Here is a 13,622-nt window from a genome sequence, read left to right as displayed (position 1 = left end):
GCGACGGGAAGGGCTTCTGTGAGGCGGTCCAGCCGCGTATGCCGCGCCCGCACGAGCCGGGCGCGCGCAGCGGGCCGTTCCCACGAGCGGTGCGGACAGGCGTCCGTCGGCTTCGCGGAGGAGGGCTTCGGCGAGGGCGCCGCGGCAGGGGCGGACAGGGCCGGTCGGCCGGCTTCAGCCGCTCACCACTTCCCGGACCCGCGCGAGGAAGTCCTCCGTCCTCGGATGCGTGGGGTGGGCGGGGTGGGCGAGGTAGACGGTGGTGACGGGAGCGTCGGAGACCGGGACGAAGCGGACGCCCGGGTGGCCGTGGCTCTCCGCCGTGCCCGCCGCGCCCAGGCCGAACGCACCGCCGGCGGCGATGAGGTTCAGCCACTCGTCCACGTTTCCCACTTCGATGGTCCGAGCCGGACGCCGCTCCGGAGGCCACAGGTCCGGCGAGGCGGTGCCGGTGTCCGGCCACAGAGCCAGCGGGAGGCCCGGGCGGGCGGTGAGCTCGGCCAGCAGCACCCCGTCCCGGTTCGCGAGAGGGTGGTCGTCGGGCAGGGCGGCGACCCGGTCCTCCGTGTAGAGGGCCTCGGCACGGATGCGCGGATCGGCGGGGGCGGTCCGGAGCACCGCCACATCGGTGTCTCCGGTGGCGAGGCCCGCGGTGGCGTTGTCCTGCCGGACCACGTCGAGCGGGATGCGGGGGTGCGCGCGGCGCCACGAGCGGAGCAGCGGGACGGTCTGCCGCCCCAGCACCGCGCAGGTGTAGCCGACCCGCAGAGGACGGGAGACCGTCCGGACGTCGGCAAGCGCCGCGTCCAGGTGCGCGAGAATCGCCCGTCCGTGCCCGAGCAGGATCGTCCCGGCCGGGGTGAGGGCGAGGTGCCGGGGGGAACGGTCGACGAGCCGGACGCCGACACGTGCCTCCAGCTGAGCGAGCGTGCGGGAGAGGGCCGGCTGTGTCATGTGCAGTCGGGCCGCCGCAGCGGTGACGGTGCCCGCCTTGGCCACCGCGTCCAGGGCCCTGAGATGCCGCAACTCCACATCATCCATGCCTGTGAAGCATAGCGCCTGACCAAACGGCATTTCCCCGGCCGGGGGCGCGCTCCTTAGCGTCCAAGGTGCCCGGGTGATCCCCCGGGCTTCGTTCCAGTGTGTGAGGAATGGTTGGTTGTGAGGATTCTTCTGGTCGGCGCGGGTGGCACGCTCGGCAGCGCGGTGGGCCGGGCACTCCTGGCGCGCGGACACAAAGTGATCGGCGTGGGCCGTTCGGGCGGCGACCTGATCGCCGATGTCACCGACCCGGCGGCAGTCGCCCGGCTCTACACGGAGGCCGGGCCGCTGGACGCGGTGGCGGTCGCGGCCGGCGACGCCGTATTCCGGCCGCTGCGCGATCTGACCGCCGACGACGTCGTGGCGACCTTCCGCGGCAAGGCTCTGAGCCAACTGGAGCTGGTTCGCCAGGGTGCCCGGCACGTCGCTCCGACCGGCTCGTTCACCCTGGTCAGTGGAATCATCACCGAAGAGCCGATCGTGGGCGGGGCGGCTGTTTCGGCGGCGAACGGCGCGGTCGAGGCTTTCGTGCGGGCCGCCGCGATCGAACTCCCGCCCCAGCGGATCAACGCGGTGAGCCCCACAGTGGCCCAGGAGTCCCTGCCCGCGTACGGTCCTTTCTTCCCCGGGATGGACGCCGTCCCGGCGACCCGCGTGGCAACGTCGTACGTCCGCTCGATCGAGGGCTCGCAGACGGGCCAGGTCTACCGGGTCTGGTGAACCCCAGCACTTCTGGCGCGGCAGCACCCAACAGCGGAGCCGGGGGGACCTCGTTCGGGGACGTTGAGTTCTACGCGGACCGGCTGCGGAGGTGTCCGGCCCGGTCCTGAAGCCTGCCGTGCGCACCGGCCGGATCCCGATCCCCTGCTGGAACCGGAGCTGACGGTACGCGTACGACACGTCGGCGCCGGTGCCGGAGCAGCGCCGGGCCGACTGCGCACGGCGCAGCCCTGCGGGCCGATGTCTTCGAGGCCGACATGACCACGCACCGCGCCCCGGACGCTGACGAGGATCGTGATCCCGACCGGGTCGTTCGCACTGCCGCGCCTCCGACGACCGGCTCTGGCCAGCCCCCGCGCCAACCGCCCCCGCAGCCGCGCCGCGTCCCGCATCGGCGGCAGCCGATAGACGCTTCGGTACTCCCGGCTGAACCGGGTCGCGCTCACCTACCCGACCGCCTCCGCGACCCGCGCCCCCGTGGTGTCGCCCGCCGTCAGCAGCCGTCTGGCCTCCTGGAGCCGCAGGTGCTCCTGGAAGCGGAGCGGGCTCATGCCGGTGGCGGCCCTGAAACGGCGGTGCAGGGTGGCGGCGGCCCAGCCCGGCGCCGGCTTCGTCGCGTCCTCGCCGAGGCCGGGTCCGTCCTCCGTGTCTTTGCCGAGACGGTGCCTCCGGGCGGCGCGGCGGACCACGTCGGTGACGGTGAGGATCAGGCGGACTGCCATCGCCGCCGACTGGGCTGCCTCGGTGGACGCTTCGGCGAACGGCTCACCGAGCGGCGCGGGGGATGTCAAGGCGGAACAGCGCTCCCTTGTGACGTGGTCGGGAGTGGGTGGTTCAGCATGAACGGAGATACGGACGGGGGCAGTCAGCGTGATCGGGGGCCGGGCCCGGGACCCTCGTGCGGGTCGGGACGGGACGCCGGGGGGGCCGCACCGGGCCCGGGCGCGGGCGCGGCGGGAGTGCGGGTGGTGGCCGCGACCGCACGGTGTCGACAGTCACGTATTACCCCGGCTCTCGGGGTCTGAGCGCCACGTAGCCCCCGCCCTCGCGGTCACCCGTCCGGGGCAGGAGCGGAATCATGGCCGGACGGGAGCGGGATGGGCCGGCCTGGTGTGGTGAGCGCGGCCAGGGAAGCAGGGGTGCGCCAGTCGGCCGGGGGCGCGGCGGGCGGGATGAGGTCCGGCAGCACCAACTTCGAGGCGTCGGTGTGCTCGACGGCGGCCACTTCACGACCGGCTTGAGCGGAGGTGAGGGCTCCCAGCCGTTGGGCCGGTCCGGCCGTGGTGGCCGGGGCGAAGCGCTGTCGGCGCAGCGTCTCGGCGGCTTTCACCTCGGCGCGCAGACGTCGGGCACGGCCGGTCGCCTCGGTGAGGTCGCCGCCGTCGGAGTCTTCGATCGGTCAGGGCGCGGCGGGGTCGGCGCCGTCCCGCGCGACGCGCGACGCCCGGCCGTCGGAACAGCTCCTGGGTGATCCGCTCGAATGCTCCGGGAACACCACCCGGACGGTCAGGCCCCCGCCCGGGTTCGCCTCCGCCGTCGCCTCGGCGCCGTGGGCACGGGCGATGGACGTGACGATCGAGAGGCCGAGGCCCACGCCTTCGCCCGCCGCGTGTCTGCGTTCCTTCAGGCGGCGGAAGGGCTCGAAGAGCAGTGGCACGTCCTCGTCCGGAACGACCGGTCCCGTGTTGGTGACCTCAAGACTGCGGTCCTCGGCCGTGGCCGTGATGCCGATCGTGCCGCCGCGGTGGTTGTAGCGGACCGCGTTGCCCATCAGATTGTTCACCAGATGGGTGAGCAGTACGGGGTCGCCTTCGACGGTCATCGGTTCCGTCGACGTCCGGATGGTGATGCCCCGTCCTCGTGCCTCGTCGCTGAAACCGGCTGCGACGATCGCGACGGTTTCGCCGAGCGCCACCGGTTCGGAAGTCTCCAGGTCGCCTCCGTGGCTGGCGGCCAGCAGCAGGAGCGACTCGATGAGCTGTTCGCTGTTGTCGGCCGCGTCGATGAGCTGGCGCCGGATCCACTTGATCCGTTCCGGCTTGGGGTCGGGATCGGCCAGACCGATCTCGGCGAGCGCCCGCTGGACCGCCAGTGGTGTGCGTAGCTCATGCGCCGCATTGGCGGCGAACCGTTGCTGGGCGGTGACCAGTTGCTCGATCCGGCCCAGCATCTGATCGAAGGTGTCGGCGAGTTGCTTGAGCTCGCCCGGCGGCGCCTTCAGGTCGATCCGCTGGTGGAGGTTCTCCCCGGAGAGCTTGCGTGCGGTGGTCGTGATGAGGCCGACAGGTCGCAGCACCCGGCCCGCCATCCACCAGGCCAGGAACACCGAGAGAGCGGCGAAGACGGCGAGGGCGATCGCGGACACGGTGAGCAGTCGGTGGAGCGTGGCGGCGGTGACCAGTTGCACGGTCTGGGTCACCGCATGGCTGCCCGCCTCTGCCGACGGGATCAGTTCGCCGGGCCCGACGGTCTGCGGGTCGGTCCGGTCACCCTTCAGCTTCGGATCCACCGCACTGCTGATGCGGTTGTCGAGCCCGTCCTGGACGAGCAGGTAGATGACCGTGACCAGCACGCATCCGGCCATCATCAGCAGGCCCCCGTAGAGGGTGGTGAGACGGGCTCGCTCACTCGCGAGCCGGACACGCGGAATCCGCTGCGGAACCCGGCGTGCGAAGGGACGCGCGGTCAACGCTCGCCCCACGCCGCGCTGTACGCGATGCGGTACCCCGCCCCGGGCACCGTCTCCACCACCGGCGGTTCCCCGAGCTTCCCCCGCAGTCGGCTCAGCGCGACCCGCACCGGGTTCGTGTCGTACCCCGCGTGCTCGTCCCACACCTTTTCGATGAGGTCCTCGCTGCTGACGACGGAGCCGTCGGCCCGCATGAGCGTTTCGAGTACGGCGAACTCCTTGCGGGTCAGATTCAGGTGATGCCCGTTCCGGCTGGCCTGCCGCCGCGAGATGTCCAGCACTATGCCACCCCGTTCGAGCACCGGCGGCAGCGCGGGCTGCGCCCGGCGGCCCAGTGCCAGGACCCGGGCGAGCAGCTCGTCGTACGCGAACGGCTTGGTGAGGTAGTCGTCGGCGCCCAGACCGAGGCCCTCGACGCGGTCCCGCACGGTCCCGGACGCCGTGAGCATCAGTACGCGGGTGAGGAGCCGCTGCGCCACGACGCGCCGGCAGACCTCGTCACCGTGCATGCCGGGCAGGTCGCGGTCGAGTACGAGCACGTCGTAGTCGTTGGTCTGGAGTTTTCGCAGCCCGATGGCGCCGTCGTGGGCGATGTCCACCGTGATCGCGTCGCGGCGCAGCCCCTCGGCGATCAGTTCGGCCAGGATCGCCTCGTCTTCCACCAGTAGTACACGCATGTTCCCTGTTTACCCGATGGTGACATTTCGGCGCTGTGACATGGTCGGTAAGAGAAGCGACACGGCCTCTTCGGCCACTGTTCCTCCCGTCCGTACACAGTGCGTCCGTAAGGAAAGTGGAACCATGAGGAATCGCAAGCTCACCGTGGCCGTCGCCTCAGGCATCGCCGGTCTGGCCCTGTTCGTCTCCGGGTGCTCCGGCTCCTCCGACGCAGGAGAGGACTCGTCGCCCTCCGGGGACTCCGTCGCCCCGGGCGGCGGCTCGGGTGGGGACAGCAGCGCGGCGGACGTCGTCGACAAGGACCAGAAGCTGCGCAAGTGCCTTCGGGACAAGGGCATCAAGATCGCCGACCTCCCGCCGGGCACGGACCCGCGCGCACAGACGCTCTCCGCGCCGGAGGGCACCTCGCCGGAGAAGTGGCAGAAGGCGTTGGAGGCCTGCGGGACCTCGCCGCAGGGCGGCAGCGGCGACGGTGCTTCGGACCAGCAGCAGTCGGACCAGCAGCTCAAGATCATCCAGTGTCTGCGCGGCAAGGGCTTCACCATGCCGGACCCCAAGCCCGCCCAGGGCGGCACCACCGAGGCCTTCCGGATCCCCCAGGGCGCCGACCCCGACAAGTTCATGACGGCCCTGAACGAGTGCGCCGCGTGAGGCGCCGCACCATGGCGGTCACCGTCGTGCTGATCACGGCTGTCGCGGGCGGCGGATTCGCCGTCGCCGCCCTCGGCGAACCGCAATCCGAAGAGGGCCCTGGGGGCCGGGAGGACCGGGCCGGCCTCCCGCCCGCCACCGCCTCCGTGATCAAGGGCGACCTGAGCAACAGCACCGGCATCGACGGCACCCTCGGCTACTCCGGGCAGCACAAGATCAACGCGGGCACGGCCGGCACGCTGACCTGGATCACACCCGGTGGCTCCAGGATCCAACGCGACGGCAGGCTGTACGCGGTCAACGGCCAGGACGTCCGGCTGATGTACGGGACCGAGCCGATGTACCGTGCGCTGAAAACCGGCTCCAAGGGCACCGACGTACAGCAGTTGGAGGAGAACCTCCGCGACCTCGGATACGGGACCGGGCTCGCCATCGACGAGAAGTACACCTCCGGCACCGCCGACGCGGTCAAGCGGTGGCAGAAGGCGCACGACCTGAAGCAGACCGGTCGGATCGGTCCGGAGCAGATCGCCTTCGCCGCAGGGCCCGTACGAATCCAGAGCGCCGACGCGGCGGTGGGCGACCAGACAGCGCCCGGCCAGAAGATCCTGACCACGACCGGTTCCGATCGTGTCGTCCATCTGGAGGCCAAGGTCTCCGAGGCGTCGCTGGCCAGGACCGGTGGCAAGGTCGAGGTGGAGCTGCCCGACGGCACCGTCGCCAAGGGCACCGTCACCTCCGTCGCCTCCGTGGCGAAGCCGGGCTCGGACCCGAACGACAGAACACCGCGTATCGGCATCATCGTCACCTTCGACGACCCGGCCGAGGTCAAGGGCTTCGACAAGTCCCCGGCCACCGTCGAGTTCCAGGGTGAGACGCGAAAGAATGTGCTCAGTGTTCCGGTCGGCGCGCTGCTCGCACTGGAGGACGGTTCCTTCGGCGTCCAGGTCGTCGAGGGCGGCAAGACGCGCGAGATCAAGGTGAAGCTCGGTCTCTTCGCCCAGGGACAGGTCGAGGTGACGGGCGACGGACTGCGCGCGGGCATGAAAGTCGGGGTGCCCAAGCCATGAGCGGCGCCTCCCCGTACCCGCGCGCGGCCGATTCCGGCCCGGTGGCACAGGCTTCCGTCCCGGACCGGACCCCGGCCCCTGTGGTCGAGCTGGCCGGGGTGACCAAGGAGTACCCGGGCGGGGTCGCCGCACTGCGCGGGGTGGACCTGACGATCGACGCGGGGGAACTGCTGGCGATCGCCGGCCCCTCGGGCTCCGGAAAATCCACCCTCCTGCACATCGTCGGCACCCTCGACCGGCCCACGGCCGGCTCGGTCGCCATCGCCGGACACGACGTCGGCCGGCTGTCCGACCGCGAACTCTCCGCACTGCGCGCCCAGCACATCGGCTTCGTCTTCCAGGCGTTCCACCTGGTGCCGGGCATCAGCGCCCGGGACAACGTGGCCGAGGGGCTCCTCTACTCCGGGCTGCCCCGCGCCGAACGGCACAAGCGGGCCGCCCGTGCTCTGGAGCGGGTCGGCCTCGGGGACCGGATGAAGCACCGGCCGCACGAGCTCTCCGGCGGCCAGAAGCAACGCGTCGCCATCGCCCGCGCGGTCGTCGGGGAACCCGACCTGCTGCTCGCGGACGAACCGACCGGCGCGCTGGACACAGCGTCCGGCAAGGCGGTCATGCAACTGATCCACGACCTCAACGAGGAGGGCGCGACCATCGCCGTCATCACCCACGACACGGAGATCGCCGGGATGCTGCCGAGGCAGGTGCGGATCCGGGACGGGCAGATCGCCCAGGACAGCGCGGCGCAGGCAAGCGCGGCGCAAGGACACGTACGTGCGCAGAAACGGGGTGACGCCCCATGAGCACGCACCGGCAGCGGCCGACGCTCAAGGCGGCCCGGCTGACCCCGCGCGACATCCTGCACACCGGGGCGGCCGGGATGCGCAGCCGGCCCCTGCGGGTGGTGCTGTCCGCCCTCGGGATCGCCATCGGGATCGCCACGATGATCTCGGTGGTCGGCATTTCGGCATCCAGCAGGGAGAAGGTTCTCCAGGAGCTCGACAGGCTGGGCACCAACATGCTGGTGGTCACCCCTGGCGACGACCTGCTGACCGGGAAGAAGATTCCGATGGCCAAGGACGCGGTCGGCAAGGTGGCCAGGATCGACGGTGTCGAGCACGTGGGTGGCACCGGCCTGTTGGAGCATTCCGTACGCCGCTCGGAGAAGATCTCCGAGGACATCACCGGCGGGATCACGGTTCAGGCCGCCACCGAGGACCTGCTGACCACCCTGCGCGGGAGACTCCGCACCGGGACATGGCTCAACAAGGCCACCGGCGCGTACCCGGCGGTCGTTCTGGGCGACGTCGCGGCGGACCGCCTCGGCATCTCCCGGCCGGGCCAGCGGGTGTACATCGACGGCCAGTACTTCACCGTCCTCGGCATCCTCGACGACCTGCCGCTCGCACCCGAGATCGCGCGCTCGGCACTGGTCGGGTGGGACATCGGCAGCAGCAGGCTCGGCTTCGACGGCCACCCGACGACGCTGTACGAACGCTCGGCGGACGCGGAGGTCGGCAAGGTCCACAGCCTCATCGCCCGTACGGTGGACCCGCAGACCCCGCGCAACGTCGACGTCACGGACCCGTCGTCCGGCCTCCAGGCGAAGGCGGCGACCGAGGGCGCGTTCAGCAATCTGCTGCTCGGCCTCGGTGGAGTGGCATTGCTGGTGGGCGGTGTCGGGGTGGCCAACACCATGATCATCTCAGTGCTCGAACGACGGCACGAGATCGGACTGCGCCGCTCCATCGGCGCGACCCGGGGGCAGATCCGGGGCCAGTTCGTCACCGAGTCCTTGCTGCTGTCCGGCCTCGGTGGCGTGGCGGGCATCGTCCTAGGGTCGGCGGCAACGGGCGTTCACGCGACGAGCAGCGGGCTGCCGTGGGTGGTTCCGCTCTGGGCGATCGGCGGCGGGTTCGGCGCGACACTGGTGATCGGCACGGTCGCGGGCCTCTATCCGGCGGTACGGGCGTCCCGCCTGTCGCCGACGCTGGCGCTGCACGCCGCGTGAGGAGGAGGCGGCGGGCCGCGACCGTCGCCCAGCCTGTCGGACGGCCGAGACCGTGACAGTGACTGTCACCCACGTCCGGCAGGCACACGGCCCGATCCCCGGTTCGCGAAACCGGGGATCTTCCGGAGTTTCACAAGTGTCCTTCGGCAGTGAAGCCGGAAGGGCGCCCTGTTCCACTGCAAGCACACCCCCAGTACAAGGAGTTCTCTCTGCGGCTGCCGTTGCCGATGCAGGGTTTCTGCCCGCGGACGCCCTGTTCGGCCCGCCGCGAGAGGCGCCCGGGAACGCCCCCGGGCCCCGAGGTCCCGCGGACGCCGTCGCAGCGCCGAATAGCGCCGCGGGGTCCTCGGTCAGGGCCGGTCTACAAAGTCTTCGAGAACGAGCTGCCGGAGGCAGAGTCGGCCGATTCTTACCGGCATGCAAGGAGCGTGGCCTGCCGTCTGTGTGCCTTCGTGCTTGACCATCCCGGGTGACACTCCGAGCCGGAACGACCCGGGCACCGTCTTGCCCGCGTCGTCGTAGGGCAGGACGTCGAGTGGTGAGGGTCCATCGGCACTGGCGAGGGAAAGCCCGGTCAGCGGGTCGGCAGCCGGGCGACACGGACGTTCGATCTCGTTCTCACGCTCGCCCAGGCCTATGCGCCCATGCCGACTCTGCCGGGCTGGGATCCGCTGACTGCGGCCAATGCCTCGGCGCTGCCCTTCGTCAAGCTGCGCGAGGCGGGCCCCCGGTTCACCGAGGCCACCGCGGCCCGTCCAGTGATCCGCCCGAGGACGATCATCGTCGATGAGAGCAGCCCGTATCTGAGCCAGCACTTCGAGGACGTCTGCAGCTTCCTCGGCATCACCCTCCTCTACGCGCGCAAGGAGGAGCCTGACGACAAGCCGATCGTCGAGCGGCTTTTCTCATCGTGTGTGCGGAGCCGTCACCCGAGCAAGCAGGGTTCGAAGACGGTGGTGCGAAGGCCCGCCAGGGCGTGCTGTTCGGCCCGGTGGAAGTGGAGACCGCGTGCGATGCGCAGGGCCTCGCGGTGGTGCTCCGCGGCCCCGTGGGGGCAGCCGAGTGCGGACATCGCGCGTCCTGCCGCGTTGCGGCACTCCGCCTGGGCCCAGAGGTCGCCGAGCTCCTCCGCGACCTTGATGCCGGCCAGGCACAGGGAGCGTGCGGCCTCGTGGTCGCCCGCCTTCGCCTTCAGGGCACCCAGATAGGACTGGGAGAGCGCTTCGGGGCGCTGGAGCCCTCGGTTGTCCCTGCTGAGAGCGAGGCCGGCTTCGAGGGAGAGCGCGGCGGTGTGCGGGTGGCCGAGCGCCTCGTGGACCAGGCCCAGCTCGACGAGGGTCATCGCCTCGACCCCGCGGTTGGACTGCGAGCGGCTCAACCGCAGGCAGCGGAAGTAGAGGCGGTGGGCGGCGTCGGGAGCCCCGGAGTCCAGCTCGACCCGGGCGAGCGCGCCGTATGCGAGGGCGGTCCGCAGGTGATCGGGTCCCGCCGAGTAGAGCCGGATGGACTCCGTCAGGTGCCGGCGCGCCTCGTCCAGTGCGCCGGTGGTCCAGCGGGCACGCCCCAGCTGCTCACGGGAGGCGGCCAGCAGATCCGGCCAGTCGTGGAGCTCGCTGAGCTGGAGGGCTCGCTGGACGTGCTGCTCAGCGGCATCGAGGAGACCGGCGGTGAGGGAGGCGTCGACGAGGCTGAGGGAGAGCTCGGTCTCCGCGCGCGGATTCGCGCCCCGTTGCGCGGCCCGCAGCCCGGCCCGTGCGACGGCGAGCCACTCGGGAACCCGCGACCGGCGCTTGCAGGTCTCACGCAGCATGCCCGCGAGCGTCCAGGCGGCGGCGTACGGGCCGTGCTCGGCGGTGTGCTCCACCGCGGCGGTGAGGTTGCGCAGTTCGGCCTCCGCGTCCTCCGCGGAGATCGGCGCGTGCTCGGTGGCACGGGACTCCTGTCCCACCACGTGGATCCGGCCGACACGCCCGTCGAGGACGGTCGCGACCTGGGTGTACCAGCCCATGAGGCGGTTCAGCGCGTCCTGCCGGGACGTGGCCGGCTCCTCGTCACCGGCCCGATTCCAGGCGTACTCACGGAGCAGGTCGTGCGGGAAGCGGAAGCGGCCGGGGGCGTGCTGGACCAGGAGGTTCGCGGCGGTGAGAGCGTTGAGGGCGGGGCGGACGGCGGCCTCGTCCGTGCCGGTCAGGGTGGCTGCGGCCGCATGGGTCAGATCGGGGCCCGGGAGAAGGCCGATCAGGCGCAGGGCCCGTCGGCCCCGGTCGTCGAGCCGCTGGTAGGACAGGTCGAGCGAGGCAGCCACGGACGCCCGCTCGTCGTCCGCCACGGAGGCTCCGGCCAGTGGTCCGGCCGCGGCGAGTTCCCTGGCCACGGACCTGAGGTCGAAGTGCGGTGTGACCGCGGATCCGGCCGCCACCACCCGCAGAGCCAGCGGGAGATGGCCGCAGAGCCGGGAGATCTCGGCTACTGCGGGATCCGGCTTCTTCCCCGTGGGCCGCGGGCCGCCCAGCGCGCTTCTCAGCAACTCCGCCGACTCGTCGGGACTCAACACGGGCAGCACGATGCGTTGCGCGTCCTCGTGCACCGCCAGGCTGACCAGGGCGCGGCGGCTGGTGACGAGGACGGCGCAGCCCGGCGCGCCGGGAAGCAGGTGCCGTACGTGGTGGGCGTCGGCCGCGTTGTCCAGAACGATGAGCATGCGGCGGGTGGCGAGGACCGAGCGGAAGAGCGTGCCGCGCTCAAGGGCGTCTGTGGGGACGTGCTGGGCCGCCACCCCCATCGCACGCAGGAACGAGCCGAGGATCTCGGACGGATCAGCCGCGCCGAGACGGTCGAAGCCCCTCAGGTCGATGAAGAGCTGGCCGTCGGGGAAGTCGTCGGCGACCTGGTGGGCGCAGTGCACGGCCAGCGCGGTCTTGCCGATCCCCGCGGTGCCCTCCACACAGACGACAGGCATCCTTCCGGAGCGCAGCCGGTCCGTGATCCGTGCGATCTCCGCCGTGCGCCCTGTGAAGTCCCTCACGGCATTCGGTAGTTGGTGTGGTGTGGGGGGCTCTTCCGGTGGCTGCTCCGTCGGAAGCGCCGCGTTCAGGACGAACTGGTGCGCGTCCCTGAGCTCGGCGCCCGGCTCGACGCCGTACTCCTCGACCAGCCGATCGCGGATCAGCGCGTAGGCGTTGAGAGCCTCCACCTGTCGGCCGCTGTCGGCGAGCGTCCGCATCAGCAGGGCGTGCAGGCGTTCTCGGAGCGGGTGCTCGTTGATGAGGCGCACCAGTTCGGGCAGGTGGCGTTCCCCCTGCCCCAGCGAGACCTCCAGGGCGTACAGCTCCTCCTGGGCGGAAAGCCGGCGCTCCTGGAATCGAACGCGCTCCAGTTCGATACCGCGGCTCTCGGTTCCCTCGGCGAGCGGGCCGCGGACCAGGGCGGTCGCCCTGGCCAGGGTCTCGGCGGCGTCCGCGGGCCGGCCCGACTCGCTCAGGGCACGGGAGGCGGCGAACAGCTCCTCGAACTCCAGGAGATCGCAGGCGAACCCGCCGGGCATACCGAGCACGTAGCCGGCCTCGGAATGGGTGAGGGGCAGGGAGGCGGGCAGGCAGCGCCGCAGTCCCGAGACGTACTTCTGGACGAGATTGAGGGCGTGGGCCGGCGCGTCGTCACCCCAGACCATCGCGATGATCCGGTCGGCAGGAACGGGACGCGGGCCGCCGAGCAGCAGGGCGACCAGCACCGCGCGCTGGCGGGGCGGTCCGAGCGGCAGTGATCGGTTGCCGACCAACGCTCTCAACGAACCCATCACTTCGAAACGCACATATGAGTCAATCATTTTCCCCACCGGTAACAGTAAAGAGAGCGTAATCCTCCGACCGGTCGAAGGCGAATGCCTCTGACCGGGCGAATCTCTTGGTGATGAGCGGTGGTTTGTTGGACCGGGATGTAGATGTTGAGTGGTCTGCCTGTGCCGACGGTGTTGATCAGGGCTGGTAATTCGGTGGGCGGGTGCTTGGTCGTCCATGCTCGCCAGCAGTGTTGCAGCGTGGCCCAGGGCGTCAGCCAGCCACGGACGGCCCGGATGGCCCGGGGCCGGCTGGCCGGCTGCGAACCGTCCTGCTCGGTGCGGCGGCGGCGCTGCCGGCCGTCACCCCCGTGTACTGGACGAACGCCGTCGCGGAATCGCCGGGCACGGCCGCGGGCCGCACGGACCGCGTGAACGCCGTGCAGCAGAAGAAGAACCCGCAGCAGAAGACATGGAAGCTCGACAAGGGCATCTCGGACATCCCCGTCAGTTTCACCGTCCGCAACGTCAACCGGACCAAGGCCTCCTGCCCGGACGACGGTCGCACGTACACCGTCCGCGGGCACCTCACCGCTCCCACCCGTCGGCTGGAGGGCAAGGGCGCCGACAAGGCCGTCACCCTCTACCAGCACGGCATCGCCGCGGGCGAGTGGTGCTGGCGGCTGAGGCCGACGGCTACCTCCACGCGGAGGAACTGGCCGCGCGAGGCCACGCCTCGCTGACCATCGACCGCATCGGTGACGACAGCAGTGACACCCTGGACGGCCTCGCCGCCTGCATCGGCGGGCAGGCCGACATCACCCACCTGGTCGTCCAGCAGCTCCGCAAGGGCACCTACCGGAGCGGGGATGCGAAGCTGATCGACATCCCGAAGGCCGGTCACTGCATGGGCATGGCCCGCCAGGCCCCCCTGGTCCACGACACCCTCGCCGAGTGGCTCGACCGCCGCTGACGCTCGGGAAGCACCGC

At 71.2% G+C, this 13,622-nt stretch carries 14 protein-coding genes and 1 pseudogene; 7 read left to right on the top strand and 8 right to left on the bottom strand.

What is annotated here, in order from left to right:
• Positions 1 to 174 precede the first annotated feature (174 nt).
• Positions 175 to 1,041: a LysR family transcriptional regulator gene (locus ACFYT4_RS26890; protein ID WP_389274166.1), complete on the bottom strand. Its 867-nt coding sequence runs from the start codon at positions 1,039 to 1,041 to the stop codon at positions 175 to 177.
• Between the two features lie 120 nt (positions 1,042 to 1,161).
• Between ACFYT4_RS26890 and ACFYT4_RS26885 the strand changes: the two genes are divergently transcribed.
• The gene (locus ACFYT4_RS26885; protein ID WP_389274163.1) at positions 1,162 to 1,761 is read left to right on the top strand and encodes a short chain dehydrogenase; all 600 of its coding nucleotides are present in this window, start codon (positions 1,162 to 1,164) and stop codon (positions 1,759 to 1,761) included.
• A 446-nt stretch (positions 1,762 to 2,207) separates the two neighbouring features.
• Here the strand turns inward: ACFYT4_RS26885 and ACFYT4_RS26880 are convergent, their stop codons facing one another.
• From ACFYT4_RS26880 to ACFYT4_RS26865, 4 genes are all read right to left on the bottom strand, one after another.
• A complete protein-coding gene (locus tag ACFYT4_RS26880; protein WP_389274161.1) occupies positions 2,208 to 2,552 on the bottom strand; it encodes a helix-turn-helix domain-containing protein in 345 nt (114 codons plus the stop codon).
• Positions 2,553 to 2,812: 260 nt separating this feature from the next.
• Positions 2,813 to 3,091, bottom strand: a complete 279-nt coding sequence (locus ACFYT4_RS26875; RefSeq protein ID WP_389274159.1) for a hypothetical protein — start codon at positions 3,089 to 3,091, stop codon at positions 2,813 to 2,815.
• Between the two features lie 69 nt (positions 3,092 to 3,160).
• A complete protein-coding gene (locus ACFYT4_RS26870) occupies positions 3,161 to 4,450 on the bottom strand; it encodes a sensor histidine kinase (protein ID WP_389274157.1) in 1,290 nt (429 codons plus the stop codon).
• The gene (locus ACFYT4_RS26865; protein ID WP_389274155.1) at positions 4,447 to 5,127 is read right to left on the bottom strand and encodes a response regulator transcription factor; all 681 of its coding nucleotides are present in this window, start codon (positions 5,125 to 5,127) and stop codon (positions 4,447 to 4,449) included. Before ACFYT4_RS26865 ends, ACFYT4_RS26870 begins: the two co-directional genes overlap by 4 nt.
• A 124-nt stretch (positions 5,128 to 5,251) precedes the next feature.
• Here ACFYT4_RS26865 and ACFYT4_RS26860 point away from each other — a divergent pair, with 124 nt between their 5' ends.
• The 4 genes from ACFYT4_RS26860 to ACFYT4_RS26845 are packed head-to-tail and all read left to right on the top strand — an operon-like array spanning position 5,252 to position 8,857.
• Entirely contained in the window at positions 5,252 to 5,779 is a 528-nt protein-coding gene (locus ACFYT4_RS26860) for a hypothetical protein (RefSeq protein WP_389274153.1), read from the top strand.
• Positions 5,776 to 6,849, top strand: coding sequence for a peptidoglycan-binding protein (locus tag ACFYT4_RS26855; protein WP_389274151.1), 1,074 nt, complete (start codon positions 5,776 to 5,778; stop codon positions 6,847 to 6,849). The genes ACFYT4_RS26860 and ACFYT4_RS26855 overlap by 4 nt, the downstream gene beginning before the upstream one ends.
• Positions 6,846 to 7,649 carry an ABC transporter ATP-binding protein gene (locus ACFYT4_RS26850; RefSeq protein ID WP_389274149.1) on the top strand — a complete coding sequence of 268 codons (804 nt, stop codon included), beginning with the start codon at positions 6,846 to 6,848 and terminating at the stop codon, positions 7,647 to 7,649. Before ACFYT4_RS26855 ends, ACFYT4_RS26850 begins: the two co-directional genes overlap by 4 nt.
• Positions 7,646 to 8,857: an ABC transporter permease gene (locus ACFYT4_RS26845; protein WP_389274146.1), complete on the top strand. Its 1,212-nt coding sequence runs from the start codon at positions 7,646 to 7,648 to the stop codon at positions 8,855 to 8,857. The genes ACFYT4_RS26850 and ACFYT4_RS26845 overlap by 4 nt, the downstream gene beginning before the upstream one ends.
• Before the next feature lie 350 nt (positions 8,858 to 9,207).
• Here ACFYT4_RS26845 and ACFYT4_RS26840 read toward each other — a convergent pair.
• From ACFYT4_RS26840 to ACFYT4_RS26830, 3 genes and pseudogenes are all read right to left on the bottom strand, one after another.
• A pseudogene (locus tag ACFYT4_RS26840) lies at positions 9,208 to 9,411 on the bottom strand (hypothetical protein); the annotation flags it as partial.
• Positions 9,412 to 9,491: 80 nt separating this feature from the next.
• Complete coding sequence (locus tag ACFYT4_RS26835) at positions 9,492 to 9,701, bottom strand: hypothetical protein (protein WP_389274279.1); 210 nt, start codon at positions 9,699 to 9,701, stop codon at positions 9,492 to 9,494.
• Between the two features lie 81 nt (positions 9,702 to 9,782).
• Positions 9,783 to 12,668 (bottom strand): BTAD domain-containing putative transcriptional regulator, encoded by a 2,886-nt coding sequence (locus ACFYT4_RS26830; protein WP_389274143.1) that lies wholly within the window; start codon positions 12,666 to 12,668, stop codon positions 9,783 to 9,785.
• A gap of 335 nt (positions 12,669 to 13,003) precedes the next feature.
• Between ACFYT4_RS26830 and ACFYT4_RS26825 the strand changes: the two genes are divergently transcribed.
• Both ACFYT4_RS26825 and ACFYT4_RS26820 read left to right on the top strand, forming a co-directional pair.
• The gene (locus ACFYT4_RS26825) at positions 13,004 to 13,375 is read left to right on the top strand and encodes a hypothetical protein (protein ID WP_389274140.1); all 372 of its coding nucleotides are present in this window, start codon (positions 13,004 to 13,006) and stop codon (positions 13,373 to 13,375) included.
• A complete protein-coding gene (locus ACFYT4_RS26820; RefSeq protein WP_389274137.1) occupies positions 13,306 to 13,605 on the top strand; it encodes a hypothetical protein in 300 nt (99 codons plus the stop codon). Before ACFYT4_RS26825 ends, ACFYT4_RS26820 begins: the two co-directional genes overlap by 70 nt.
• Positions 13,606 to 13,622: the final 17 nt, after the last annotated feature.

The organism is Streptomyces sp. NPDC004609 (genome assembly GCF_042873655.1).
Lineage (GTDB): Bacteria > Actinomycetota > Actinomycetes > Streptomycetales > Streptomycetaceae > Streptomyces.
This window is presented reverse-complemented; position numbering and strand designations above follow the sequence as displayed.